Here is a 25818-nt window from a genome sequence, read left to right as displayed (position 1 = left end):
CTGATTGCCCTTCGCGTGGCTATGGACCTTTTCGCCGCCCGGTGCCACCGTGCACCCCGCCCGGCGCTGACGCGGCGACGACTCCGCGGCGGCGCGGCGCTCGGACGGTCGACGGAAGGGCGGTACGGCGGATGGCACGCGTACGGTACGGCGCTCGGACCGAGGCGGAGATCGCGGCCGCGCGCACCACGAGACTTGCGGACGTCTGGTCCACCGGCGTGGTGGCCGTCTGGGAGAGCGACCCGGACGCGGTCGCGGCGGTGCTGCCGCCCCCGCTCAAGCCCACCGGCCGCCCCCTGGTCCGCGTCAACATCAGCCAGGTCCAGCTGCCCGGATACCCGCTGGGAGCGGGCTCGTTCGCGGTCGCCGCCGCGCACGGCACGGCCGAGGGCTGGTATCCGCTGGTGATGCCGATGACCCACGAACGCGCCCTCACCGGCGGCCGTGAGGTCTTCGGCGAGCCCAAGAAGCTCGGCGAGGTGACCGTCGGGCGCGAGGGCGACCAGGTCCGCGCGGTACTGGCCCGGCACGGCGTCGTCTTCGTGGAGGTGCGCGGCACGGTCGACGGCCCGCTGCCACTGCCGGAACCCGCGCCGAAGACCGACTTCTACTTCAAGTTCCTCCCGGCGGTGGACGGTTCGGGCTTCGACGGTGACCCGCTGCTGGTGCACTGCGTCCGCGAGGAGCGGGTCCGCCGACTGGAGCGCGTGACGGGGGAGGTGATCCTCCGTGAGTCGGCGTACGACCCGGTCGCGGACCTCCCCGTCCTGCGCCTGCTGGACATCACCCTCGGCGAGAAGACCAGCGACCAGCGCGGCCGGGTCGCCGAACGGGTCGATCCCCAGGCCCTGTCGCCCTACGTCCACCAGCGCTACGACGACCCCCGGCAGATCGTCGACGCGCCCCCGGAAGGGAGCGGGGCCTGATGGAACTCCGTGCCGGACAGGTCGCCGTCGTCACCGGCGCGGCGAGCGGGATCGGGCTCGCGATGGCCCGGCGGTTCGCCGCCGAGGGTCTGCGGGTGGTCCTCGCCGACGTGGAGCCGGCCGCCCTGGAGAAGGCCGCGGCGGACCTCCGCGCGGCCGGTGCCGACGTGCACGCGCGCGTGGTCGACGTCGGGGTGCGCGAACAGGTCCTGGAACTCGCCGAGTCGGCCTACGACACCTACGGCGCGGTGCACGTCCTGTGCAACAACGCCGGGGTCGGCTCGGGCGCCGAGGGTCGCATGTGGGAGCACGAACCCAACGACTGGAAGTGGGCGTTCGAGGTCAATGTGTGGGGTGTCTTCCACGGTGTACAGGCTTTCCTGCCGAGGATGATCAAGGCGGGTCAACCCGGTCATGTGGTCAATACATCCTCCGGCGACGGCGGTATCGCGCCGCTGCCGACGGCCTCCGTGTACGCGGTCACCAAGGCGGCCGTCGTCACGCTCACCGAGTCGCTGTACGCGCATCTCAGGGCGGAGCACGCGCGCGTGGGCGCCTCGGTGCTCTTCCCCGGGCCGCACATGCTGCGCACGGGCCTGTGGGAGTCGCACCGCAACCGGCCCGGGCGCTACGCCAAACAGCGGCCGCGCAGGACGCCGTACCGCAGCCTCGACCAGTGGGAGGCGGCGATGCGCGCGGCGGGTGAGGAGGTCGCCTTCACACCCGTCGAGGAGGTCGCCGAGTTCGTCGTGGCGGGCATCCGCGCGGACCGCTTCTGGCTGCTGCCGGAGAGCGAGCGCAGCGACGCCCAGATCCGGGCGCGGGCGCGCTCGATGCTGGACCGGGCGAACCCGTCGTACCTCGAAAGTTTCATCCTGGACTGAGCACCTGGACTGAGCACCTGGACTGAGCACCTGGACTGAGCACCTGGACTGAGCACCTGGACTGAGCACCTGGACTGAGCACCTGGACCGACAGGGGGCTGTCGTGACCTCGTTCGACGATCCGTATCTGATCATCTCCTCCGACTGCCACGCCGGTCTGCCCACCGAGGAGTACCGGCCCTATCTGGACGCCCGGTTCCACCAGGACTTCGACGAGTTCCTCGCCGGGCGGGACCGCCGCAGGGAGGAGATGACCCGGCTCGGCATCCGCAACGAGGCGTTCGCGAGCAAGTGGTTCCAGGACAACGAGGAAGGGCTGCGCGGGGGTTGGGACAGCGCGCAGCGGCTGAAGGAGCTGGACGGCGACGGGGTGGCCGCGGAGGTGGTCTTCCCGGACGCCGACGCGGTCGACAGCCGGACGGCCGCACCTTTCGGGGTGGGCCTCGGCCTGTCCGGCGACCACGACCCGGAGCTGGGCATGGCGGGCGCGCAGGCCCATAACCGCTGGCTGGCCGACTTCGTCTCCGAGCACCCCGAACGGCACTGCGGGGTCGCCCTGTTGCCGGTCACGGCCCCGGTGGACCGCGTCGTCGCGGAGGTGCACCGCGCCAAGGAGTCCGGCCTCGGCGCGCTGATGATCCCCGCCATGTGGGTCGACAAGGAGCCGTACCACGACCGCCGTTACGACCCGGTGTGGGCGGCGGCCGCCGAGTGCGGGATGCCGGTCCTCACCCACTCCGGCGCCGCCCCGCGCCACGAGTACGGCGACCATCTCGGCATCTACGTCAGCGAGGTGACCTGGTGGCCGGCCCGGCCGCTGTGGTTCCTGCTCTGGTCGGGGGTCTTCGAACGCCACCCCGGGCTCAGGTTCGGCGTCGCGGAGTCCGGCTGCTGGTGGCTGCCCAACCTGCTCTGGTTCATGGACCGCCTCTACCTCGGCGCGCACGGCGGCAAGAAGCTGTCGCCCTTCGAGGAGCTGAAGCGCCCGCCGCACGAGTACCTGGACCGGCAGGTCTTCGTCTGCGCCACCAACACCAAACGCCGTGAACTCGCCCAGCGCTACGAGATCGGCGTCGACAACATCCTGTGGGGCAGCGACTTCCCGCACCCGGAGGGCACCTGGCCCGACACGCGCGCGTGGCTGCGCCGTACCTTCCACGACATCCCGGTGGCCGAGACCCGCCGGATGCTGGGTCTGGCGGCCGCCGAGGTCTTCGGATTCGACGTGGCGCGCCTGACGCCGCTGGCCCGCCGTATCGGCCCCACCCCCGCCGACCTGGGCCAGCCGGCCGACCAGACGGCCGTGGCGGCCTCCTGGGCGCGCTCGCGCGAGGTGGGCCGCCACTGGCTGACGGACAACGACTTCCCGGCTCTGGGGGTGAGTTCATGAACGGTGAGCGCTACACGGTGATCTCCGCCGACTGCCACGCGGGCGCCGACCTCCTCGACTACAAGCCGTACCTGGAGAAGCGGTACCACGACGACTTCGACGACTGGGCGGCTACGTACGTCAACCCGTACGAGGACCTGCTCTCCGACTCCGCCGACCGGAACTGGAACTCCGCTCGGCGGCTCGCGGAGCTGGAGCAGGACGGGATCGTCGCGGAGGTGATCTTCCCGAACACCATCCCGCCGTTCTTCCCGTCCGGTTCCCTGATGGCCCCCGCGCCGACGGGTGCGGAGGCCGAGCTGCGCTGGGCGGGCCTGCGCGCCCACAACCGCTGGCTGGCCGACTTCTGCGCCGCCGCGCCCGGCCGCCGGGCAGGTGTCTTCCAGATCCTCCTCAACGACGTCGGCGAGGCCGTGAAAGAGATCCGCCGGGCGGCGGCCGCCGGCCTGAAGGGCGGCCTCATGCTGCCCGGCACCCCACCGAACTCGGGTCTGCCCGAACTGCACGCGCGCGCGTACGACCCGATCTGGGCCGTCTGCGCGGAGCTCGGCGTCCCCGTCAACCACCACGCGGGCTCGGCGTCCCCGCCGCTCGGCGACGAACCGGCCGCCCGCGCGGTCTTCATGGTCGAGACGACCTGGTTCTCGCACCGGGCGCTGTGGCACCTGGTCTTCGGCGGCGCCTTCCGCCGCCACCCGGACCTGAGGCTCGTCCTGACCGAGCAGGGCTCCGGCTGGATCCCCGGGGTCCTGGCCATGCTGGACTACTACCACGGACGCCTGCTGGCCGCGGCCTCGACGGCGACGACCGCGGAGGCGAGGTTCGGGGCGGGCCTGGCCGAGGGCATGGGCAGGTCGCCGTCCGAGGTGTGGCGCTCGAACTGCTTCGTCGGCGCCAGCTTCATGCGCCCGCACGAGGTGCCGCTGCGCGACCGCATCGGCCTCGACAAGATCATGTGGGGCAGCGACTACCCGCACGACGAGGGCACCTACCCCTACACCCGTGAGGGCCTGCGCTTCGCCTACGCGGGCGTCCCGCGCGAGGAGGTCGCGGCGATGCTCGGCGGGAACGCGGCCCGCGTCTACGGCTTCGACCTCGACCTCCTGGACCCGATCGCGGCCGAGGTGGGACCGACGGTCGCGGAGATCTCCGAGCCGCTGCCGGAGCCGCCGGCGGACGCCACGAGTCCGGTGTTCGCTCGGGGGGCCTCGGTACGGGTCTGGTGACGTCGGTACTCCCCTCGCCGGGGCCGGAGTGCGATCCTCCGTGTCGTGACGGAACAGACGCACGACAACGAGGCCCACGGGGGCGCGCTCGGCTCCCGGCTGAACTGGCTGCGGGCGGCGGTACTGGGCGCCAACGACGGCATCGTGTCGACGGCGGGCATCGTGGTCGGCGTCGCGGGCGCGACCGGGGACCGCAGCGCCCTGCTGACGGCCGGCCTGGCGGGGCTGCTCGCCGGGTCGATGTCGATGGCGGCGGGGGAGTACGTGTCGGTGTCCACCCAACGCGACTCGGAACTGGCCGCCCTCGCGCTGGAGAGGCGGGAACTCAAGGAGCAGCCCGAGGCGGAACTGGAGGAGCTGACCGAGCTGCTGGAGCGGCGCGGGCTGTCCCGGGACGTGGCGCGTGAGGCAGCGGTCCAGCTGACGGAGCGGGACGCGCTGAAGGCCCACGCGAGCGTGGAGCTGGGCATCGATCCGGACGAGCTGACCAACCCGTGGAACGCGGCGCTGGCGAGCTTCCTGGCGTTCACCGTCGGGGCGCTGCTGCCGCTGCTAGCGATCGTGCTGCCGCCCGCCGAGTGGCGGCTTCCGGTGACCGTGGGGTCGGTGCTGGCCGCGCTGGTCCTGACGGGATGGAGCAGCGCGCGGCTGGGGGCGGCCGCGGTGGGTCCGGCGATGGTGCGGAACGTGGTGGGCGGCGCGCTGGCCATGGGCGTGACCTACGCGGCGGGGAGCCTGCTGGGGGCGGTGGGGGTGTGACGGCCGCCCGCCCGTTGGTGGAGATCGCCAACAAACAAGCGCATACCGTAGGGAATACTTGTGGGTAACAACGTCTAGCCGCGGGCGACCAGCGGTTCTACGGTGCCCCCATGCCGAACCTGCCCAATGTCGTGCTGTGGTCGATACCCGCCTTCGTGCTGCTCACCGTGATCGAGGTGATCAGCTACCGGATCCATCCCGACGACGACGCCGACGGGTACGAGACCAAGGACGCGGCCACCAGCGTCGGCATGGGGCTCGGCTCGCTCGTCTTCGACTTCCTCTGGAAGATCCCGATCGTCGGGATCTACTCGGCGGTCTACGCACTCACCCCGCTGCGGATTCCGGTCCTGTGGTGGACCGTCCCGCTGATGCTGCTCGCGCAGGACTTCTTCTACTACTGGTCCCACCGCGGCCACCACGTCATCCGCATCCTGTGGGCCTGCCACGTCGTCCACCACTCCAGCAAGAAGTTCAACCTCACCACCGCGCTGCGCCAGCCCTGGACGTCGCTGACCGTCTGGCCGTTCTACCTCCCGCTCATCGCCGTCGGCGTGCACCCGGCCACGCTCGCCTTCCTCTCCTCCGCGAACCTCGTCTACCAGTTCTGGATCCACACCGAACGCATCGACAAGATGCCCCGGTGGTTCGAGTTCGTCTTCAACACGCCGTCCCACCACCGCGTGCACCACGCCTCCCAGGGCGGCTACCTGGACCGCAACTTCGGCGGGATCCTCATCATCTGGGACCGGCTGTTCGGGTCGTGGGTGCCGGAGGTCGAGCGGCCGGTGTACGGGTTGACCAAGAACATCAACACGTTCAACCCGATCAAGGTGGCCACCCATGAGTACCTGGCCATCGGCAGGGACCTGAAGGCCGCCCGCAGTTGGCGGGAGCGGGCCGGGCGGGTGTTCGGGGGGCCCGGCTGGGCGCCGGCGGCCGCCGTGGAGCAGAACGAGGAGTCCGTGGCCGCGTGAGAGCGTCCCGGGCGCTGCTCGCCGCCTTCGCCCTGGCCCTCGCGGCCGACCTCGGCTGCCTCGCGGCCGGCTGCCACGCCGGGCACGTCGTCGCCAAGGTGCTCCTGATGCCGCTGCTGGCCGCCTGGACCGCCCGCGCGGGCGGCCCGCGGCTGCTCGTCGCCGCCCTGCTGTGCGGCTGGGGCGGCGATGTGCTGCTCCTCTCCGACGCCGACCCCGCCTTCATGGCGGGGATGGCCTGCTTCGCCGCCGGGCACGTCTGCTATCTCGTCCTGTTCCGCCGCCACGGACCGGCCCACGCGCGTGCCCGCGTTCTCGCCGTCGCCTACGCCGCCGCCCTCGTCACCCTGGTCGCCCTGCTCTGGCCGGACCTGCCCGCCGGTCTCCGCGTCCCCGTCGCCGGCTACAGCACCCTGCTCACCGCCATGGCGTACACGGCGGTCACCCGGCTCGGCCCGGTCGCCGGGCTCGGCGGCGCGCTCTTCATGCTCTCCGACACCCTCATCGCGACCGGCGTCGCCGACTGGCCGCAGCTGCCGAGACCCGACTTCTGGATCATGCTCACCTACGCGGTCGGGCAGTTCCTGCTGGTCCGGGGCACCCTCGACGCGCGGCCCGCACCGGCGACGGCGTACCGTGAAGTGCGCCCGACCACCCCCTGAGCGCACCCACGACACCGCACGAGAGGGATCCTCGCCATGCGCGCCACCACCATCCACGCCCCGTACGACATGCGCGTGGAGGACGTGCCCGAGCCGGTGGTGCAACTGCCCACCGACGCCGTCGTACGCGTGCTGCGCGCCTGTATCTGCGGCAGCGACCTGTGGGCCTACCGGGGCGAGGCGGCCCGGCAGCCGGGGCAGCGCATCGGGCACGAGTTCCTGGGCGTCGTCGAGGAGACCGGCTCCGAGGTGGGCACCGTCCGGCGCGGCGACCTGGTGGTGGCCCCCTTCATGTGGTCCGACGGCGTCTGCGACTACTGCCGGGAGGGCCTGACGACCTCCTGCGAGCACGGCGGCTTCTGGGGCTCGGTGGGATACGACGGCGGCCAGGGCGAGGCCGTGCGGGTCCCGTTCGCCGACGGCACCCTGGTCCAGCTGCCCAAGGACGCGGCCTCCGACGACCACCTGCTGACCGCCCTGCTGACCCTCTCCGACGTCCTCGGCACCGGCCACCACGCGGCCCTCGGCGCGGGTGCCCGTCCCGGTGCCACGGTCGCCGTCGTCGGGGACGGCGCGGTCGGCCTGTGCGCCGTGCTGGCCGCCAAGCGGCTGGGCGCCGAGCGGATCATCGCGCTCGGCCGGCACGAGGTCCGCACCGACATCGCGCGCCGCTTCGGCGCCACCGACGTCGTCGCCGAGCGCGGGGAGGCGGCGGTGGCCGCCGTACGCGAGCTCACCCGGGGCCAGGGCGCGCACTCCGTCGTGGAGGCCGTGGGCACCGAGCAGTCCATGCGGACGGCCGTCGAGATCACCCGGGACGGCGGGGCGATCGGCTTCGTCGGCGTCCCGCACGGCAGCGGCACCGGCCTCGACCTCTCCGTCATGTTCGACCGGAACATCGCCCTGCGCGGCGGGGTTGCCCCGGTCCGCGCCTACATCCCCGACCTGCTGCCCGACGTCCTCGCCGGCACCATCGACCCCTCGCCGGTCTTCGACCTGACCGTCGGCATCGAGGGCGTGCCCGACGGCTACAAGGCGATGGACGAGCGCACCGCCCTGAAGGTGCTCGTCACCAACGGCTGAATCAACATCCCGGTCCATGGTTGATCAGGTCCACTTGATGGAGCGCATCCGATGGAGCGCGCTTGACCGGGTCGACCTGATCGAGCGACCCGGTCAAGTCCATCTGATCGGTACCGGCAGCGCCGTCAGCACGCCCGACACCGCGACCACCAGCGCCAGCACGGCCACCTCGGCCCGCGCGGGGACGTACGCGGTGAGCGGGTCGGCCGCCCGGCGCAGCCGGAACCGTGCCCACAGTGCGAGCGCGGCGACGGCGGCGACGAGGACCACCTTGGCCAGCAGGGTGCGCCCGTACGCCGTCGTCGTCAGCTGGTCCAGGATCGTGCCCGCGGGCATCCGCCGCAGCGAACTCCACACGCCCGTCGCGGTGATGGCCGCGAGCAGTACGGCGGCCACGCGCGCGTAGAGACCGAGCAGTGCCGCTCCGGCCTCCCGGCCGCGCCACCGGCGCAGCAGGCGCAGCGCGTGCAGCAGACCGCCCGCCCACAGCGTCGCGCACGTCAGATGCACCAGGGTCAGCGCCGAGCCGAGCAACGGGCTGTGCTCGGGCGCGGGATGGGCGCGCAGCGCCTCGGCGACGACCACCGCGGCGAGCGGCCACACCTGGATCGCCGGGCGGCGCGCGCGGGCGCACAGACCGGCCAGCACAAAGGCGTTGACCTCGATCAGCGCCAACTTGCCGTCACGTGACCGGTACAGGCCGCCCACGTCGATGTCGGCGAGAGAGCGCGGCACCAGGTTGCCCGTCGACACGACCGACGCGAGCGCCAGCGCGGCGACGAAACCGGCCGCGGCCGCGAACACCGCCCAGCTGGACGGCCGTTCCGGCGGCGCGTCCGGCAGCCGGCGGGCCAGCCGGTCCACGAACAGCTCGCCCAGCGGCACGCACAGGGCGGCGAACAGCACCCCCCGCAACAGAGCGATGCCGCCCACTCCCGGCGCCGCGGCCTCCCCGGTGTCGTGCAACGCGGCGGACGGCCCGAGCAGCGGCACCAGCGCGGCCAGCGCCACCAGGAGCAGGACGGCGACGGCCCGGCCGGCACCGGCGCGTCTCGCGGGGCCGCTCGCGTCGGCCGCTTCGGTGGTCGGTCCTGTCGCCGTCACCCCACGATCTTCGCCAGCCGTGACAGAACCGGGCAAGTGCCGGAAAACAACTGACGGAGCGTCATTCCGTCTATTCGTAAGTTTCCGGCCACCCGGTGGGTGCGGTCACGCCCACTTGGCCGGATCCGATCCCCACGGCACCGGAGGCCGCGCCCAGTCGGCCGGGCCGCCCGCGAAGGACACCGGTGGCCGTGCGTACCGCAGCCGCCCCAGCGCGCTGTCCGTCTCGGCGAGCCAGGCGTCCGGCCCCTGGTACGGCTCACCGCCCTCGGGCCCCTGCTCCACCTCCGCCGTGAGCCACCGCGCGGTGCGCGCCAGCGCCAGCCGTACGAACCTGCTCCCGCCCTCGTACGACTGCTCGGTCAGCGCTCGCAGCACTCCCGCCGCCAGCAGATAGCCCGTGCCGTGGTCGAGCGCCTGTGCGGGCAGCGCGCCCGGCCGGTCCGCCGAGCCCTCGGTCTCCGCGATACCGGTGGCGACCTGCACCAGGCTGTCGAAGCCGCGCCGGCCGCCCCACGGCCCGTACCCGCCCCACGCGGACACCTGGGCCACGACCAGCCCCGGCCGCCGTTCGGCCAGTGCCTCGGGGGAGAGCCCGAACCGGTCCAGGGCGCCCGGCCGGTAGCCGGTGACCACGACGTCCGCCGAGGCCAGCAGCTCCTCGAAGGCCGCCCGGCCGCTCGTGAGGTCGAGCGTCGCCGAGCGCTTCCCGAAGCCCGTGTCGGCGTGCTGGTCGGGGAGTTCGGGCAGCCAGGGTGCGTCCAGGCGCAGAACGTCCGCGCCCAGCAGCGCCAGGGTGCGGGTGGCCACCGGGCCGGCCAGGACCCGGGTCAGGTCCAGGACGCGCAGCCCGGCGGCGGGCAGCAGGGCAGAGGCGCCGGCGTCGAGCGGCGGGAGCACGCGCGCCTGGGCCGTGTCCAGACGGCCTCGCTCGACGAGGGGGCGTGCGGCCACCTCGGCCGCCTGCTCGTGCGCGGCCCACTCCCCGGGCGAGCGCAGCGCCACGGCGAGCCCGCCGGCGCCGTAGACGGCGGTCTCGACCGCCGAGGCGGGCTGCTCCGCGATCCGGGCCGCCACGTCCTCGGCCGCGGCCCCCTCCGGCAGCCCCAGCGCGGTCAGCAGCCGGGTCCGGTGGTGCGGGTAGTTGGCGTGGGTACGCACCCATCCGTCGGCCGCGCGCCAGAACCGCGACAGCGGGGCGAACTGCACGGAAGCCCGCCCGTCGACCAGGAGCCGCCGCTCGCTGGTGAACGCCGTCGCCACCGCCCCGTCGTCCACCCGAACGCCCGGCACCTGGGCGGAACCGGTCCGGCGCGCCCCCAGCTCGGCGGCGGCCAGCGCGCACGCGCCGACACACGCGCGGGCCAGCCGTCGTACAGGAAGGCGTGACGGGAGCGTGTCCGCGCGTGCCACGGTCGTGATCCGCGCGGGCAACGACGGATCGCCACCCAGCGCGGACCACGCGTAGTTGATTGCAGTCATGACTGCACTATGCAGTATTGACTCAATCAATATATGCACCTACCGGGTCACCGCCGCCAGTGCGTCCACCGTGCCCCAGCCGTAGAAACCGTTGTGGTTCTTGGAGCCCTCGCACACCGCGTCGACCTTGCCGTCACCGTTGATGTCGTACGGGTCGGTGCACGGCGTGGCGCTGGCCTCGGCGTACAGCAGGACCTTCACCAGGGCGGGGGAGGCGTGCGGATGGGTTGACTTGATCAACGCGGCGACACCGACGACGTGCGGGGTCGCCATCGACGTACCGGCCATGTAGCCCCAGGTGCCGCCCGGCAGCGGGCCCAGGATCAGGCCGCTGGTCGCCGGGGGCGCCGGCGCCTGGTAGGCGGTCGAGTCGCCGCCGGGCGCGGCGACGTCGATCACTCCGAGGCCGTAGTTGGAGAAGGACGACTTGAGGCCCTTCGCGCCGGTGGCGGCGACCGTGACGACGCCCGGCAGCTGGGTCGGTATGTCGTAGCACGTGTGCGGGTCGATCACCCGGTCGCTGGGCGTGCCGTCGTTCGGCGAGACCGGGTCGGTGATCGAGTCGGAGGCCAGGTCGTAGCTCTCGTTGCCGGCCGCCGCCACGTTGACGGTGCCCTTCCGCTCCGCGAACCGGGAGGCCCGGGTGATGGCGTCGACGAGCGCCTTCTGGTCCGGGTCGGTGGTGCAGTTGAAGTACCAGGGGTCGGTGTAATAGCTGTTGTTGGTGACGTCGATGTGGTGCTCGGCCGCCCACACGAAACCGCAGACCACGGCCTCGGTGTAGAAGTACCCGGCGGTGGTGGCGACCTTGATGCCCGCCACCTTGACGCCCGGCGCCACACCGGTGATGCCGATCCCGTTCCTGGCGCCCGCGATCTCACCCGCCACATGGGTGCCGTGCGGGCTCTCGGCGGCGCTGGGCCGCCAGGCCCCGTACGTCGTGTCCGGCTTGCCCGACACACAGTTGGTGGACTGTGCGGCGGAGAAGTTGGGGGCGATGTCCGGGTGGGTGTCGTCGACGCCGGTGTCGATGACGGCGACGGTGACCTTCGAACTGCCGAGGGTCTTCTCGTGCGCCTTGTCGGCCTTGATGGCGGGCAGGTCCCACTGCAGCGGCTCCAGCGGGTCCTGCCCGTCGGCCGTTTGCGCGTCCGCCTCCGCGACCTGCTCGGAGCTGAGCACCTGGGGCGTGCCGACGTCGGTGGTCGACTGGGCGGGCAGCGGCGCGTTGCGGGTGGCGCCCGCCGAGTCCACGCCGGGCACCTTGCGCAGGGTCTTGGCGAAGTCGGGGTTCGACGAGTGGACCACGATCACGCCGATCTCGTCGTACGCGATCACCACCGAACCGCCGGCCCGGCCGATCGCCCGCTGGACGCGCCGCGAGGTGTCGTGTCCGGGGCGGACGTTGACGACATAGCTGAGGGACGTCGCGTCACTCGCGTCCGAGGCGCCCGTGACCGTGGCCGTGGTCGTGGCCGTGGTGTCGGCGGCGGACGCCGAGACGTTGGGCAGGAACGCGAGGGCCGTGGCCATGGCCATGCCGAGCGGGATGGCGAGCGCGCGGCGGTGGCGCGACTGGGGCGCTGTCATGTGGGTGAGCCTCCGGTTCGTTCGCGAAACGAGCATGCCGTGCGGGAAGTCCTGCTGCGGGGTGGTCACTTGACCGCGCGGAGCGCGTTCACGACCCCCGAGCCGTAGAAGCCGTTGACGTGTTTCCCGCCCACACAGGTGGCGTCCACGACGCCGTCGCCGTCCCCGTCGTAGGGGTCCGTCGGGCAGCCCGGGTTGTCCGCCTCGGCCTTCAGCAGGGCCAGGAGCCGGGCCGGGGAGGCGTGCGGGTGGGTCGACTTCAGCAGTGCGGCGACGGCCGCCACGTGCGGGGACGCCATCGAGGTGCCCTGGAGGAAGCCGTACTGGTCGTTCGGCAGGGTGGACAGGATGCGGCCGTTCTGTGACGGCGTGTCCGGGATCTGGTACTTGTCGCCGCCCGGGCCCGCCACGTCGACGACACCCTGTCCGTAGCTGGAGTAGTAGGACTTGGCGTTCTTGACACCGACCGCGCTCACGGTGACCACACCGGGCAGCTGGGTCGGCACGTCGAAGCACTCGTGCGGGTCGACCGTGCGGGTCGTGGCCGTCGAGTCGTCGGGGCTGGAGGCGTCCGTGAGGGCGTTCGCGTCGAGGTCGTCGTTCGAGTTGCCCGCCGAAGCCACATTGAGCGTGCCCTTGCTCCGGGCGTACAGCTGAGCCCTGTTGACCGCGTCAACGATGGCACGTTGATCCGGGTCGTCCATGCAGTTGTACAGCCATGGATCAACGTAGTAGCTGTTGTTGGTGATCTCCACGCCGTGGTCGGCGGCGAACACGAAGGCGCAGACGACGCTCTCCGGGTAGAACAGCTGCGTCGAGTCGGGCTGGGCCACGGTGATGCTCGCGACCTTCACCCCTGGTGCCACGCCCGCCACGCCGATGCCGTTGCGGGCGGCGGCTATCTCACCCGCGACATGCGTGCCGTGGTAGTGGTCGGCGTCCACCGGCCGCCAGGCGCCGTACGTCGTGTCGGCCTTGCCGCTCACACAGTTGGCGGACTGCGCGGCTGAGAAGTTGGGGGCGATGTCCGGATGGGTGTCGTCGACGCCGGTGTCGATGATGCCGACCGTCACCGAGCGGCTCCCCGGGTCGACCGCGGCGGCCTTGTCGGCGCCTATGGCCCGCAGGTCCCACTGGTCGGCCTCCAAGGGCTCCTGGCCGGCCGCCGCCCTCTTCTCGACCTTCGCGGCGTCCGCCTTCGACAGGACCTGCACGGCGCCCTCGGCCGTGGTCCCCGCCGCGCTCAGCGGAGCCGTCCGCGTCGCTCCCGCCGACCGCACCCCGCGCACCGCGCGCATCGCGGCGCCGAAGTCCGGGTTCGCCGAGTGCACGACGATCACACCGATCCTGTCGTACGACTCGACGATCGTGCCGCCGTTGCGGGCGATCGCCCGCTGCACCGACTCGATCGTGCGGTGGTCCGTCCTGGTGTTGACGACATAGGCCAGGTTCGGCCCGTCCGCCGCCGGCGTCGCCGAGGCCGTCAGCGGTGCCGCCGAAGCCGCCGCCGGCAGCAGGCCGAGCGAGGCGGTCAGTGACAGGGCAACCGGTACGGCGAGCGCCAGCAAGCGTCTGGAACGCAGATGAGCCATGGGGTCTCCACATCATCCGGAACATCATCCGAAAACGGGCCCGCCCGAGCCGCGAGTTGCCGCTTGGGCAGGTACATGACGGGTGGTGCAGGGCGAAGCTATCTCCCGCACTCACCGGCCAGCAATGACCGGAGGCGACTCGCACCGGCGACTTCCGAAAGAACTCGGGCGAGTTGAACCTGTCCACGCGTGGCGCCGTGACCTTGAGGAGGGAGCCACAGCAGGATCGAGGCCCCCTGTCGGAATCACCTGACGGAGTCGCCCCATCACTCCGGGTAGGCGATCCAAGTGTCTGTGAGGTCAGAATCCGCATGTCCGTATCGCGAGGAGACTCCGTGGCTACCGAGACACCACCGCCCTCGAACACGCAGACCCGGCTCCCCTCCAGCGAGGAGTTCGCCGAGGTGCAGCAGAGCCCGGAGTTCGCCGAACTGCGGCACTCCTACCGCTCCTTCGCCTTCCCGCTGACCGTCGGCTTCATCGCCTGGTACCTGCTGTACGTCCTGCTCTCCAACTACGCGGGCGACTTCATGGGCACCAAGGTCGTCGGCAACATCAACGTGGCCCTGGTCCTCGGGCTCGCCCAGTTCCTCACCACGTTCCTCATCGCCTGGTGGTACGCGCACCACGCCGCGGCCAAGCTCGACCCCAAGGCCGAGGCCATCAAGTCCCGGATGGAGGGCGGCGCATGAACCCCGCGATCACCATGGCGGCCGGCGAGGCCAGCGAGCACCGGACACTGATCATCACCCTGTTCGCGGTGTTCGTCGCCGCGACCCTCGTCATCACCATCTGGGCCGGCCGGCAGACCAAGGACGCCGCCGACTTCTACGCGGGCGGCCGCCAGTTCACCGGCTTCCAGAACGGCCTCGCCGTCTCCGGCGACTACATGTCCGCCGCGTCCTTCCTCGGCATCGCCGGCGCCATCGCCCTCTTCGGCTACGACGGCTTCCTCTACTCCATCGGCTTCCTGGTCGCCTGGCTCGTCGCCCTGCTCCTGGTCGCCGAGCCGCTGCGCAACTCCGGCCGCTACACCATGGGCGACGTACTCGCCTACCGGATGCGCCAGCGCCCGGTCCGCACCGCGGCCGGCACCTCGACGATCGTGGTGTCGATCTTCTACCTGCTGGCCCAGATGGCGGGGGCGGGCGTCCTCGTCTCCCTCCTGCTCGGCATCACCAGCGACGGCGGCAAGATCGGCATCGTCGCCCTGGTCGGCGTCCTGATGATCGTCTACGTCACCATCGGCGGCATGAAGGGCACCACCTGGGTGCAGATGGTCAAGGCCGTGCTGCTCATCGCGGGCGCCCTGCTGCTGACCTTCATGGTCCTGGCCAAGTTCCACTTCAACATCTCCGACCTGCTCGGCAAGGCCGCCGACAACAGCGGCAAGGGCACCGCCTTCCTGGAGCCCGGCCTGAAGTACGGCGCCACCGGCACCAGCAAGCTGGACTTCCTCTCCCTCGGCATCGCCCTGGTCCTCGGCACCGCCGGCCTGCCGCACATCCTGATCCGCTTCTACACCGTGCCCACCGCGAAGGCCGCCCGTAAGTCGGTGCTCTGGGCGATCGGCCTGATCGGCGCCTTCTACCTGATGACCCTCGCCCTCGGCTTCGGCGCCGCCGCGCTGATCAAACCGGACGAGATCATCGCCTCCAACAAGTCGGGCAACACCGCGGCCCCCCTGCTCGCCCTGCATCTCGGCGGCGTCGACTCCAACTGGGGCGCGATCCTGCTGGCCACCATCTCGGCGGTGGCCTTCGCGACGATCCTCGCCGTGGTCGCGGGCCTCACCCTGGCCTCGTCCTCGTCCTTCGCGCACGACATCTACGCCAACGTGATCAAGAAGGGCCAGGCCTCCGAGAAGCAGGAGATCAACGCGGCCCGCTACGCCACCGTCGGCATCGGCGCGGTGTCGATCGTGCTCGGCGCCCTGGCCCGCGACCTCAACGTCGCAGGCCTGGTCGCGCTCGCCTTCGCGGTCGCCGCCTCCGCGAACCTGCCGACCATCCTCTACAGCCTCTTCTGGAAGCGGTTCACCACCGGGGGCGCCCTCTGGTCGATCTACGGCGGCCTGGTCACCGCGGTCGGCCTGGTCCTCTTCTCGCCGGTGGTGTCCGGCAAGGAGACGTCGATGTTCCCGGGCGTCGACTTCCACTGGTTCCCGCTGGAGAACCCCGGCATCATCTCGATCCCGGTCGGCTTCCTCCTCGGCGTCGTGGGCACCTACCTGTCCAAGGAGGTCCCGGACGCCGCGAAGTACGCGGAACTGGAGGTGCGGTCCCTGACCGGCACCGGAGCGCACTGACCTTCGTACGACCGGCCGCGTCGGGAGGATCGTAGGGTCCTACGACGCGGCCCCGTCGTACCTCGTGGCATCGGCCCCCTCGCGATGTCAGCGCCGTCACGTAGGCTCGCAGGTGACGGAAGAGAACCGATCCGTAACGAGGGAGGGGGCCCACGTGCTCATCGATACCTACGGCCGGGTGGCCACCGACCTGAGGGTCTCGCTGACCGACCGGTGCAATCTGCGCTGCACGTACTGCATGCCCGAGGAGGGCCTGCAGTGGCTGACCAAGTCCGACCTGCTCACGGACGACGAGATCGTCCGCCTGATCGACATCGCCGTCCGCCTGCTGGGCGTCGAGGAGGTCCGCTTCACCGGCGGCGAGCCCCTGCTGCGCCCCGGCCTGGTCTCCATCGTGGAGCGGGTCGCGGCGCTGGCCCCCCGCCCCCGGACGTCCCTGACGACCAACGGCATCGGCCTGCGGCGCACCGCCACGGCCCTCAAGGCGGCCGGTCTGGACCGGGTCAACGTCTCCCTCGACACCCTCCGCCCGGCCGTCTTCAAGATCCTCACCCGTCGCGACCGCCACCAGGACGTCCTCGACGGCCTCCGGGCCGCCCGCGACGCCGGCCTCACCCCCGTCAAGGTCAACACGGTCCTGATGCCCGGCCTGAACGCGGACGAGGCCCCCGACCTGCTGGCCTGGGCCGTGGAGCACGACTACGAGCTGCGCTTCATCGAGCAGATGCCGCTGGACGCCCAGCACGGCTGGAAGCGCGACAGCATGGTGACGGCGGGGGACATCCTCGCCTCGCTCCGCACCCGCTTCGACCTCACCCCCGAGGACGCGGACGAGCGAGGTGCCGCCCCGGCGGAGCGCTGGCTGGTGAACGGCGGCCCGTACCGCGTCGGCGTCATCGCCTCGGTCACCCGCCCGTTCTGCGCGGCCTGCGACCGCACCCGCCTCACGGCCGACGGCCAGATACGCAACTGCCTGTTCGCGAGGGAAGAGACAGACCTGCGCGCCGCGCTCCGCTCGGGCGGGTCCGACGAGGAGATCGCCCGCATCTGGCGACTGGCGATGTGGGGGAAGAAGGCGGGCGCGGGTCTGGACGATCCCTTGTTCGTCCAGCCGGACCGGCCGATGTCCGCGATCGGGGGCTAGCGCCGCCCGGCGGAGCCCGGTGGGAGCCCTACGCGGACGGCTCCCACTCCTTCAACAACACGACATCCTTCAAAAACCCCCGCACCCCGAGGAACTGCGAGAGATGCTCCCGGTGCTCCTCACACGCGAGCCAGGTCTTCCGCCGCTCCGGCGTGTGAATCTTCGGGTTGTTCCACGCCAGCACCCACACCGCGTCGGCCCGGCAACCCTTCGCTGAACAGATAACGTCACTCACTGCTTCGTCCCGCACTGCGTCGTCCTGCAAAAAGGGCCCCGAACAAGGCGACGCCGAGCAGCCACGGGGGGAGCTGCCCGGCGTCGGTCCGTCGCTCCGACGGGGGATGCGGAGCGCGTACGCAGTATGTCATGGGTCACCCTCCGCCCGGCACCGGAACAGCACGATTGATCTGAGCTTTTCTTGAGCTTTGTGCGCGGCCGTCGTCCGCTCGCGCCGCGTCCCCGGTGGTCAGACCGACTCCGGCCGCTCACCGCGCACCCCCGCCACCGGATCGGCCACCACGTCCTCCGGGACGGGTTCCGGGTGCGGTTCCTCCGCGCGCGGCGGCGCGATCATCAGCCGGGTCGGGGCGACTCCGAACGTCGACGGGAGCGAGGACGGCCGCTCCCGGCCCGCGTTGGCGAGCACGACCGCGACATAGGGGAGCAGTGCCCCGAGCACCAACGCCACGACGGCGACATAGCGTTCGACGTTCCACAACGTGGCCGCGAGGATCACCGACACGGTCCGGACGGACATCGAGATGACATACCGCCGTTGCCGGCCGCGTACGTCCTCGGCAAGGCCGGTGCGGGCCCCGGTGATCCGGAACACCTGGACGCTGCCGCCGCCGCGCTGCTTCCGCATCACATTCCACCATCCGCCCGCATCGGACTCTCCCCGGCCCCTACCCTGCCCGAACCCGTACGGGGAACCGGGCCAGGACGTCTCCCACGTTACGCCGCGCCTGCGCCGCCATCGAGACCGGGTCGCCCGCCCGCCTGCGTGAACGTTCTGCGCCGTACCGCGTACGGGCGTACCGACATGCGCCGTACGGCGGACAGGCCGAAACTTGGCGTAATGCTCACGTCGAGCCGTACGAGGAGGCAGCCATGGGATGGTTGTGGGCGATCATCGTGGGATTCGTGCTGGGCCTGATCGCGAAGGCGGTCATCCCGGGCAAGCAGCACAGCCCGCTCTGGCTGACGACCATCTTCGGCATCCTGGGCGCGATCGCCGGCAACGCGATCGCCCGCGCGTTGGGCGTGGCGGAGACGAGAGGCATCGACTGGACCCGCCACCTCTTCCAGCTGGTCGCCGCGATCATCATCGTCTTCCTGGGCGACATGCTGTACATGGCGACGCTGGGCAGGCGGAAGCACCGGGTCTGAAACGCCGCGTGCGGGGTGCGGGGATCGTGCCGCGATCCCCGCACCCCGCACGGCGCCTACGAACCGACGACCTCCACAGCCGCCAGATTCTTCTTGCCCCTCCGCAGCACCAGCCACCGCCCGTGCAGCAACTCGTCCGCGACGGGTACCGCGTCCTCGGCGGTCACCTTGACGTTGTTCACGTAGGCCCCGCCCTCCTTCACGGTCCGCCGCGCGGCGGACTTGCTCGCCACCAGCCCGACCTCGGCGAACAGGTCGACCACCGGTCCCAGTTCGGCGACCTGGATGTGCGGCACCTCGGAGAGCGACGCGGCCAGAGTCTTCTCGTCCAGCTCCGCCAGCTCCCCCTGCCCGAAGAGCGCACGGCTCGCGGCGATCACCGCGGCCGTCTGCTCGGCGCCGTGCACCAGCGTCGTCAGCTCCTCGGCCAGCGCCCGGTGGGCCGCCCGCGCCTGCGGACGCTCCTCGGTCTGCTTCTCCAGGTCCTCGATCTCCTCGTGCGACCTGAAGCTGAAGATCCGCAGGAACTTGGAGACGTCCCGGTCGTCCGCGTTCAGCCAGAACTGGTAGAAGGCGTACGGCGTGGTCATCTCCGGGTCGAGCCAGACCGTGCCGGACTCCGTCTTGCCGAACTTGGTGCCGTCGGCCTTCGTGATCAGCGGCGTGCCCAGCGCGTGCACCTCGGCGTCGGGCTCGACCTTGTGGATCAGGTCGGTGCCCGAGGTGAGGTTGCCCCACTGGTCGCTGCCGCCGGTCTGCAGCGTGCAGCCGTACCGCCGGTACAGCTCCAGGAAGTCCATCCCCTGGAGGATCTGGTAGCTGAACTCGGTGTAGCTGATGCCCTCCTGGGACTCCAGACGCCGGGCGACGGCCTCCTTCGCGATCATCTTGTTCACGCGGAAGTGCTTGCCGACGTCACGCAGGAACTCGATGGCGGACATGCCCTGGGTCCAGTCCAGGTTGTTGACCATGACCGCCGCGTTCGGCCCCTCGAAGTCCAGCAGGGGGGCGATCTGCGCGCGCAGCCGCTCGACCCACTGGGCGACGACCTCGGGCGCGTTCAGCGTGCGCTCGGCATTCGGCTTCGGGTCGCCGATCAGGCCCGTGGCACCCCCGACCAGGCCCAGCGGGCGGTTGCCCGCCTGCTGGATCCGGCGCATCGTCAGGATCTGCACGAGGTTGCCGAGGTGCAGACTGGGCGCGGTCGGGTCGAAGCCGCAATAGAACGTGACAGGACCGTCCGCGAACGCCTTGCGCAATGCGTCCTCGTCCGTGGAGAGGGCGATGAGCCCCCGCCACTTCAGCTCGTCGACGATGTCCGTCACGGTTCTCGTATCTCCTTGGGCGATCTCGGATGATCTTCAGATGATCTCGGGGCGGTCGTGCGACCACCGGCTACGAGGTTATACGCCCTGACTGACAGAGCTCATATTGAAGTCGGGCACGCGCAGCGCGGGCATCGCAGCCCTAGTGAACCAGTCGCTCCACTCCCTCGGCAGCGTCTTTTCCGTGCGCCCGGCCTCGGTGGCCCGCCCCAGCAGGTCCACCGGCGACTCGTTGAACCGGAAGTTGTTCACCTGCCCGGTGACCTGGCCGTTCTCCACCAGGTACACACCGTCCCGGGTCAGGCCGGTGAGCAGCAGCGTCGCCGGGTCGACCTCGCGGATGTACCAGAGGCAGGTCAGCAGCAACCCGCGTTCGGTGGCGGCGACCATCTCGTCCAGGGAGCGGTCGTCGCCGCCGTCCAGGATCAGGTTCCCGCCCGCCGGGGCGACCGGCAGTCCGGTCAGACCGGCCGTGTGCCGGGTGGTGGTCAGGTGCTTCAGCTCGCCGCCCGCGACCCACTCGGTGGCGCCGACCGGCAGTCCGTTGTCGAAGACCGACTGGTCACCGCCGGAGGAGTGCGCCACGACGAACGGCGCGGACTCCAGGCCCGGCTCGTTCGGGTCGCTGCGCAGGGTCAGCGGCAGCTCGGTCAGCCGCTCGCCGACGCGGGTGCCGCCGCCCGGCTTGGAGAACACCGTCCGCCCCTCGGCCGCGTCCCGCCCGGACGCCGACCACAGCTGGTAGATCAGCAGGTCGGCCACGGCGGTCGGCGGCAGCAGCGTCTCGTACCGGCCCGCAGGCAGCTCCACCCGGCGCTCCGCCCAGCCCAGCCGCACGGCCAGCTCGGCGTCGAGGGCGCCCGGGTCGACGTCCTTGAAGTCCCGGGTGGAGCGCCCGGCCCAGGCCGACCGGGTACGGTCCGGCGACTTGGCGTTCAGCTCAAGGGTGCCGGTGGGCTGGTCGTGGCGCAGCCGCAGCCCGGTCGAGGTGCCGACGTACGTGGAGACCAGCTCGTGGTTGGCGAAGCCGTACAGCTCGCGGCCACCGGCACGCGCGCGTGCGAAGGCCTCGCCGAGCGCCGGGGCGAAGTCGGCGAACACGGCCGAGGAGGTCTCGGCGGGCGCGTCCGTGAAGTCCTGCGCCTCCGGCACGCCGGTGACCAGCGGCTGCGCGTCCTCGGCGGGACCGGCGCCGCGCGCGGCGGCCTCGGCGGCCCGTACCAGCGGCTCCAGGTCGTCTGCGGTCACCGCCGACCGGGACACGACACCGGAGGCGGTGCCCTTCTTGCCGTCGACGGTCGCGACGACGGTGAGCGAGCGGCCGCGCGTGACGCCGTTCGTGGTGAGCGCGTTGCCGGCCCAGCGCAGGTTGGCGGTGGAATGCTCGTCGGCGATGACCACACAGCCGTCGGCGCGGGAGAGTTCCAGCGCACGCTCGACGATCTCGTGCGGCTTGTTGTCACGGGCGCTCATCGACCGGCCTCCTGCGTGGTGTTGAGGATGTTGACGCCCTTGAAGAGGGCCGAGGGGCAGCCGTGGGACACGGCGGCGACCTGTCCCGGCTGGGCCTTGCCGCAGTTGAAGGCGCCGCCCAGGACGTAGGTCCCCGGGCCGCCGACGGCCGCCATGGAGCCCCAGAAGTCGGTGGTCGTCGCCTGGTAGGCGACATCCCGGAGCTGCCCGGTGATCCGCCCGTTCTCGATCCTGAAGAACCGCTGGCCGGTGAACTGGAAGTTGTAGCGCTGCATATCGATCGACCAGGAACGGTCGCCGACGACATAGATCCCGCGGTCGACCCCGCCGATCAGGTCCTCGGTCGACAGCCCGGCCGGATCGGGCTGGAGCGAGACGTTGGCCATGCGCTGCACGGGCACATGCCCGGGGGAGTCGGCGTACGCGCACCCGTTGGAGCGCTCGAAGCCGGTCAGCTTCGCGATCCTGCGGTCCAGCTGGTAGCCGACGAGCGTGCCGTCCTTCACCAGGTCCCAGGACTGGGCCTCGACCCCCTCGTCGTCGTAGCCGACGGTCGCCAGGCCGTGCTCGGCGGTGCGGTCGCCGGTGACGTTCATCAGTTCGGAGCCGTACCTGAGCTTGCCGAGCTGGTCGAAGGTGGCGAAGGAGGTGCCGGCGTAGGCGGCCTCGTAGCCGAGCGCGCGGTCCAGCTCGGTGGCGTGACCGATGGACTCGTGGATGGTCAGCCACAGGTTGGACGGGTCGACCACCAGGTCGTACAGCCCCGCCTCGACGCTCGGCGCCCGCATCTTCTCGGCGAGCAGCACCGGGATCTGCTCCAGTTCGGAGTCCCAGTCCCAGCCGGTGCCGGTGAGGTACTCCCAGCCGCGGCCGACCGGCGGCGCGATGGTCCGCATCGAGTCGAACTCGCCGCTCGACTCGTCCACCGACACGGCGGTCAGCTGGGGGTGCAGCCGCACCCGCTGCTGGGTGGTCACGGTCCCGGCCGTGTCGGCGTAGAACTTGTTCTCGTGCACGGTGAGCAGCGAGGCGTCGACATGGTCGACGCCGTTCGCCGCCAGCAGCCGGGCGCTCCAGTCCGCGAGCAGCGCGGCCTTCTCCTCGTCGGGCACGGCGAACGGATCGATCTCGTACGACGAGATCCACGTCCGTTCCTCGTGCACCGGCTCGCCGGCCAGCTCGACCCGCTCCTCGGAGCCGGCAGCCTTGATCACCTGCGCCGAGAGCTTCGCCATCGCCACCGCCTGGGAGGCGACCTTGGCGGCGGCGTCCAGGCTCAGGTCCACGCCGGAGGCGAAGCCCCAGGTACCGCCGTGCACGACCCGGACCGCGTATCCGAGGTCGGTGGTGTCCGACGATCCGGCGGGCTTGGCGTCCCTGAGGCTCCAGGACGCGCTGCGCACCCGCTCGAACCGGAAGTCCGCGTGCTGGGCCCCCAGCGCACGCGCGCGTGCCAGCGCGGCGTCGGCAAGGGCCCGTAGCGGAAGCGCCGTGAAGGCTTCGTCGATGGAATGAGGCACGGAGGTCTCCCTGCTGTCGTGGCCTGTCCGTCCGATCATGTCGCGCCCGCGGGTGTACGGACCACAGGTTTCGGCCCGGCGCCGGGCCTTTCTGTAGGGACCCGACAGCGACACCCCTGAGCCACTGTCGGTGCCCGCTTGCTCGCCGTGCCGACGGGACCGATAGGTTTTCGATGAAGCCGCCTGTCGTGCCAGCTGTTCCGGCCGGTGGTCAGACCGAACGAAAGGGTGATCCGTTGAGCCGCTCGGTTCTCGTCACTGGAGGCAACCGGGGCATCGGCCTCGCCATCGCCCGCGCATTCGCCGACAACGGCGACAAGGTTGCCATCACATACCGCTCGGGTGAGCCGCCTGCCGTCCTCAAGGAACTGGGCTGCCTCGCCGTCAAGTGCGACATCACCGACACCGAGCAGGTGGAGCAGGCCTACAAGGAGATCGAGGACGCCCACGGCCCGGTGGAGGTCCTGATCGCCAACGCCGGCATCACCAAGGACACGCTTCTGATGCGTATGTCCGAGGAGGACTTCACCTCGGTCGTCGACACCAACCTCACCGGCACCTTCCGCGTGGTCAAGCGCGCCAACCGCGGCATGCTGCGCGCCAAGAAGGGCCGTGTCGTCCTCATCTCGTCGGTCGTCGGCCTCTACGGTGGTCCCGGTCAGGCCAACTACGCGGCCTCCAAGGCCGGCCTGGTCGGCTTCGCGCGGTCCCTCGCCCGTGAGCTGGGTTCGCGCAACATCACCTTCAACGTCGTCGCGCCCGGCTTCGTCGACACCGACATGACCAAGGTGCTCAGCGACGAGCAGCGCGCCACCATCGTGTCGCAGGTGCCGCTCGGCCGGTACGCGGAGCCCGAGGAGGTCGCCGCGACGGTGCGGTTCCTCGCCTCGGACGACGCCTCGTACATCACTGGAGCCGTCATCCCCGTTGACGGCGGACTGGGAATGGGTCACTGATCACCATGAGTGGAATCCTCGAGGGCAAGCGCATCCTGATCACGGGTGTGCTGATGGAGTCCTCCATCGCCTTCCACGCGGCCAAGCTGGCCCAGGAGCAGGGCGCCGAGATCATCCTCACCGCGTTCCCGCGGCCCACGCTGACCGAGCGCATCGCCAAGAAGCTCCCCAAGCCCACCAAGGTCATCGAGCTGGACGTCACCAACGACGAGCACCTCGGGCGACTGGCCGACCTCGTCGGCGAGGAGCTGGGCGGGCTCGACGGCGTCGTGCACTCCATCGGCTTCGCCCCCCAGGACGCGCTCGGCGGCAACTTCCTCAACACCCCCTTCGAGTCCGTCGCGACCGCCATGCACGTCTCGGCGTACTCCCTGAAGTCGCTGACCATGGCCTGCCTGCCGCTGATGCAGAACGGCGGCTCGGTCGTCGGCCTCACCTTCGACGCCCAGTACGCCTGGCCGCAGTACGACTGGATGGGCCCGGCCAAGGCCGCCCTGGAGGCCACCAGCCGTTACCTCGCCCGCGACCTCGGCAAGCAGAACATCCGCTGCAACCTCATCTCCGCCGGCCCCATCGGTTCGATGGCCGCGAAGTCCATCCCGGGCTTCACCGAGCTGGCCTCGGTCTGGGACCACCGCTCCCCCCTGGAGTGGGACCTCAAGGACCCCGAGCCGGCCGGCAAGGGCATCGTCGCCCTGCTGAGCGACTGGTTCCCGAAGACCACCGGCGAGATCATCCACGTGGACGGCGGCCTGCACGCCATCGGCGCCTGACCCGCAAGGACCTCGTCCGCACGGACACCCTCCGCCCGGACCTCGTCCACACGGAGTCTCCGAGGCCCGTATCCCGCAAGGGGTGCGGGCCTCACCCGTTCGGCCCACCGGCCGGGCCGTCGCCGCCCGGGCGGCGCACCCTGGGACTACGCGTCGGATCACGCGTTCACCGTGCGATTCCCTCCCCAGCCCGGCCGAGGAGGTCCCCTTGTGCGCCTGTCCCGCAGCCTGGCCCCTGTGACCGTGGCCCTCGCCCTCGTGCTGGCCCTGCCGTACGACGCCGTGTCCCACGCGCGCGTGGGTGGCGGTCACCGGCCCGCCCCGCAACTGTTCGGCGCGTCGTGCCGGACGACCGTCCGCGGCTCCCATGTGGTGGCCTACTGCCACAACCCCTATGTGGACACCGACCGGGTGCGGCTGCACATCGAGTGCGCCGAGTGGTGGGACATCGACACCGACGGCTCCCCGGTCGACACCGGACCCGCGCTGACCGTACGGCTCACCGGCCGCTGCTGGCAGGACGTCCGCTCGGTGTGGATCAGTCACCAGAAGGTGAGCTGAACCTGCCCGGACGGCACAGGTAGGGGTAACTGGCCGCCTCCTTGGCGGCCGCGTCCGCGTCGCCCGCACGGATCGCGTCGACCAGGCGGGCATGGTCCATGTACGTCTCCGGTGTCAGCTCGGCGCCGACGTCCGCGCGCAGCCAGTCCCGCAGCACCTCGCCCAGGTCGGCGTACATCGCCGTCATCACGTCGTTGTGCGAGGCGGCCACCACGGCCAGGTGGAAGGTCGCGTCCGCCGTCACGAAGGCCTCCGCCTCGCCCGACTCCCAGGCCCGCTCGCGGTGGGCCAGAATCGCGTCGAGCTGTCTGAGGTCCTTCACCGTGCGCCGGGCCGCGGCCAAGCGGGCCGCCGAGGACTCCAGCGTGGAGCGCAGCTCGGCGATGTGCCGGGGGTCGGCCCCGGCGAACCGGCGGTGCATCACGCCGGCCAGCTCACTGGTCGCGACGACGTAGGTGCCGGAGCCCTGCCGGATGTCCAGCAGGCCGTTGTGCGCCAGCGCGCGGACGGCCTCCCGGACGGTGTTGCGGGCCACCCCGAGCTGCTCGACCAGTTCCGGCTCGGTGGGGATGCGCGAGCCGACCGGCCATTCGCCGGAGGCGATCTGGTTCCGCAGCTCGGCGATGACCTGCTCGGACAGCGCCGAGCGGCGCGGGTGGCTCAGAGGCATGACACACCTTCGCACGCGAGGGCC

At 71.3% G+C, this 25818-nt stretch carries 25 protein-coding genes; 15 read left to right on the top strand and 10 right to left on the bottom strand.

The window, feature by feature from the left end; genetic code table 11:
• The first annotated feature begins 131 nt into the window (after nucleotides 1–131).
• From ABZ642_RS12635 to ABZ642_RS12600, 8 genes are all read left to right on the top strand, one after another.
• The gene (locus ABZ642_RS12635) at nucleotides 132–926 is read left to right on the top strand and encodes an acetoacetate decarboxylase family protein (protein WP_360481477.1); all 795 of its coding nucleotides are present in this window, start codon (nucleotides 132–134) and stop codon (nucleotides 924–926) included.
• A complete protein-coding gene (locus ABZ642_RS12630) occupies nucleotides 926–1810 on the top strand; it encodes an SDR family NAD(P)-dependent oxidoreductase (protein ID WP_360481474.1) in 885 nt (294 codons plus the stop codon). The genes ABZ642_RS12635 and ABZ642_RS12630 overlap by 1 nt, the downstream gene beginning before the upstream one ends.
• 103 nt (nucleotides 1811–1913) lie before the next feature.
• The gene (locus ABZ642_RS12625) at nucleotides 1914–3200 is read left to right on the top strand and encodes an amidohydrolase family protein (RefSeq protein WP_360481471.1); all 1287 of its coding nucleotides are present in this window, start codon (nucleotides 1914–1916) and stop codon (nucleotides 3198–3200) included.
• A complete protein-coding gene (locus tag ABZ642_RS12620) occupies nucleotides 3197–4426 on the top strand; it encodes an amidohydrolase family protein (RefSeq protein WP_360481468.1) in 1230 nt (409 codons plus the stop codon). Before ABZ642_RS12625 ends, ABZ642_RS12620 begins: the two co-directional genes overlap by 4 nt.
• Nucleotides 4427–4471: 45 nt before the next feature.
• Entirely contained in the window at nucleotides 4472–5185 is a 714-nt protein-coding gene (locus ABZ642_RS12615) for a VIT family protein (protein ID WP_360481465.1), read from the top strand.
• A gap of 110 nt (nucleotides 5186–5295) precedes the next feature.
• On the top strand, nucleotides 5296–6162 hold the full coding sequence (locus tag ABZ642_RS12610) for a sterol desaturase family protein (RefSeq protein WP_360481462.1): 867 nt from the start codon (nucleotides 5296–5298) through the stop codon (nucleotides 6160–6162).
• Nucleotides 6159–6824 carry a lysoplasmalogenase gene (locus ABZ642_RS12605; protein ID WP_360481459.1) on the top strand — a complete coding sequence of 222 codons (666 nt, stop codon included), beginning with the start codon at nucleotides 6159–6161 and terminating at the stop codon, nucleotides 6822–6824. Before ABZ642_RS12610 ends, ABZ642_RS12605 begins: the two co-directional genes overlap by 4 nt.
• A gap of 36 nt (nucleotides 6825–6860) precedes the next feature.
• Nucleotides 6861–7907: a zinc-dependent alcohol dehydrogenase family protein gene (locus ABZ642_RS12600; protein WP_360481456.1), complete on the top strand. Its 1047-nt coding sequence runs from the start codon at nucleotides 6861–6863 to the stop codon at nucleotides 7905–7907.
• A gap of 93 nt (nucleotides 7908–8000) precedes the next feature.
• Here ABZ642_RS12600 and ABZ642_RS12595 read toward each other — a convergent pair whose 3' ends face one another.
• The 4 genes from ABZ642_RS12595 to ABZ642_RS12580 form a co-directional block, all read right to left on the bottom strand.
• On the bottom strand, nucleotides 8001–9011 hold the full coding sequence (locus ABZ642_RS12595) for a CopD family protein (protein WP_360481453.1): 1011 nt from the start codon (nucleotides 9009–9011) through the stop codon (nucleotides 8001–8003).
• 105 nt (nucleotides 9012–9116) lie between these two features.
• Nucleotides 9117–10493 (bottom strand): CoA transferase, encoded by a 1377-nt coding sequence (locus tag ABZ642_RS12590; RefSeq protein ID WP_360481451.1) that lies wholly within the window; start codon nucleotides 10491–10493, stop codon nucleotides 9117–9119.
• Between the two features lie 39 nt (nucleotides 10494–10532).
• On the bottom strand, nucleotides 10533–12083 hold the full coding sequence (locus ABZ642_RS12585; protein WP_360481448.1) for a S8 family serine peptidase: 1551 nt from the start codon (nucleotides 12081–12083) through the stop codon (nucleotides 10533–10535).
• Nucleotides 12084–12148: 65 nt separating this feature from the next.
• Nucleotides 12149–13675, bottom strand: a complete 1527-nt coding sequence (locus ABZ642_RS12580) for a S8 family serine peptidase (RefSeq protein ID WP_360481445.1) — start codon at nucleotides 13673–13675, stop codon at nucleotides 12149–12151.
• A gap of 335 nt (nucleotides 13676–14010) precedes the next feature.
• Between ABZ642_RS12580 and ABZ642_RS12575 the strand changes: the two genes are divergently transcribed.
• The 3 genes from ABZ642_RS12575 (at nucleotide 14011) to moaA (ending at nucleotide 17127) form a co-directional block, all read left to right on the top strand.
• A complete protein-coding gene (locus tag ABZ642_RS12575; protein ID WP_360481442.1) occupies nucleotides 14011–14367 on the top strand; it encodes a DUF485 domain-containing protein in 357 nt (118 codons plus the stop codon).
• Complete coding sequence (locus tag ABZ642_RS12570; protein WP_360481440.1) at nucleotides 14364–15983, top strand: cation acetate symporter; 1620 nt, start codon at nucleotides 14364–14366, stop codon at nucleotides 15981–15983. The genes ABZ642_RS12575 and ABZ642_RS12570 overlap by 4 nt, the downstream gene beginning before the upstream one ends.
• A 154-nt stretch (nucleotides 15984–16137) precedes the next feature.
• On the top strand, nucleotides 16138–17127 hold the full coding sequence (gene moaA, locus ABZ642_RS12565; protein WP_360481437.1) for a GTP 3',8-cyclase MoaA: 990 nt from the start codon (nucleotides 16138–16140) through the stop codon (nucleotides 17125–17127).
• A 28-nt stretch (nucleotides 17128–17155) separates the two neighbouring features.
• On the opposite strand, the gene ABZ642_RS12560 is transcribed toward moaA, so the two are convergent.
• The gene (locus tag ABZ642_RS12560) at nucleotides 17156–17377 is read right to left on the bottom strand and encodes a hypothetical protein (protein ID WP_360481434.1); all 222 of its coding nucleotides are present in this window, start codon (nucleotides 17375–17377) and stop codon (nucleotides 17156–17158) included.
• 216 nt (nucleotides 17378–17593) lie between these two features.
• Nucleotides 17594–17992, bottom strand: coding sequence for a DUF3099 domain-containing protein (locus tag ABZ642_RS12555; RefSeq protein ID WP_360481431.1), 399 nt, complete (start codon nucleotides 17990–17992; stop codon nucleotides 17594–17596).
• 245 nt (nucleotides 17993–18237) lie between these two features.
• Here ABZ642_RS12555 and ABZ642_RS12550 point away from each other — a divergent pair, with 245 nt between their 5' ends.
• Nucleotides 18238–18516 (top strand): GlsB/YeaQ/YmgE family stress response membrane protein, encoded by a 279-nt coding sequence (locus ABZ642_RS12550; RefSeq protein ID WP_360481428.1) that lies wholly within the window; start codon nucleotides 18238–18240, stop codon nucleotides 18514–18516.
• 56 nt (nucleotides 18517–18572) lie between these two features.
• Here ABZ642_RS12550 and tyrS read toward each other — a convergent pair whose 3' ends face one another.
• The 3 genes from tyrS to ABZ642_RS12535 all read right to left on the bottom strand — a co-directional run bounded on the left by tyrS (nucleotide 18573) and on the right by ABZ642_RS12535 (nucleotide 22834).
• A complete protein-coding gene (gene tyrS / locus ABZ642_RS12545; RefSeq protein WP_360481425.1) occupies nucleotides 18573–19841 on the bottom strand; it encodes a tyrosine--tRNA ligase in 1269 nt (422 codons plus the stop codon).
• 78 nt (nucleotides 19842–19919) lie between these two features.
• Complete coding sequence (locus tag ABZ642_RS12540) at nucleotides 19920–21314, bottom strand: metallopeptidase TldD-related protein (protein ID WP_360481422.1); 1395 nt, start codon at nucleotides 21312–21314, stop codon at nucleotides 19920–19922.
• Nucleotides 21311–22834, bottom strand: coding sequence for a TldD/PmbA family protein (locus tag ABZ642_RS12535; protein ID WP_360481419.1), 1524 nt, complete (start codon nucleotides 22832–22834; stop codon nucleotides 21311–21313). Before ABZ642_RS12535 ends, ABZ642_RS12540 begins: the two co-directional genes overlap by 4 nt.
• A gap of 236 nt (nucleotides 22835–23070) precedes the next feature.
• On the opposite strand from ABZ642_RS12535, the gene fabG reads away from it, so the two are divergent.
• From fabG to ABZ642_RS12520, 3 genes are all read left to right on the top strand, one after another.
• Complete coding sequence (gene fabG / locus ABZ642_RS12530) at nucleotides 23071–23790, top strand: 3-oxoacyl-[acyl-carrier-protein] reductase (protein ID WP_360481416.1); 720 nt, start codon at nucleotides 23071–23073, stop codon at nucleotides 23788–23790.
• 5 nt (nucleotides 23791–23795) lie between these two features.
• On the top strand, nucleotides 23796–24563 hold the full coding sequence (gene fabI, locus ABZ642_RS12525; protein ID WP_360481413.1) for an enoyl-ACP reductase FabI: 768 nt from the start codon (nucleotides 23796–23798) through the stop codon (nucleotides 24561–24563).
• Nucleotides 24564–24773: 210 nt separating this feature from the next.
• A complete protein-coding gene (locus ABZ642_RS12520; protein WP_360481410.1) occupies nucleotides 24774–25124 on the top strand; it encodes a hypothetical protein in 351 nt (116 codons plus the stop codon).
• On the opposite strand, the gene ABZ642_RS12515 is transcribed toward ABZ642_RS12520, so the two are convergent.
• Nucleotides 25102–25794: an FCD domain-containing protein gene (locus tag ABZ642_RS12515; protein ID WP_360481407.1), complete on the bottom strand. Its 693-nt coding sequence runs from the start codon at nucleotides 25792–25794 to the stop codon at nucleotides 25102–25104. The two genes, ABZ642_RS12520 and ABZ642_RS12515, sit on opposite strands and share 23 nt — an antisense overlap.
• Nucleotides 25795–25818: the final 24 nt, after the last annotated feature.

The sequence above is a fragment of the Streptomyces sp. NPDC007157 genome (assembly GCF_040634235.1).
In the GTDB taxonomy this organism is placed as follows: Bacteria; Actinomycetota; Actinomycetes; order Streptomycetales; family Streptomycetaceae; genus Streptomyces.
Note: the sequence above shows the minus strand (reverse complement) of the source record. Positions and strands in the feature narration are given on the sequence as shown.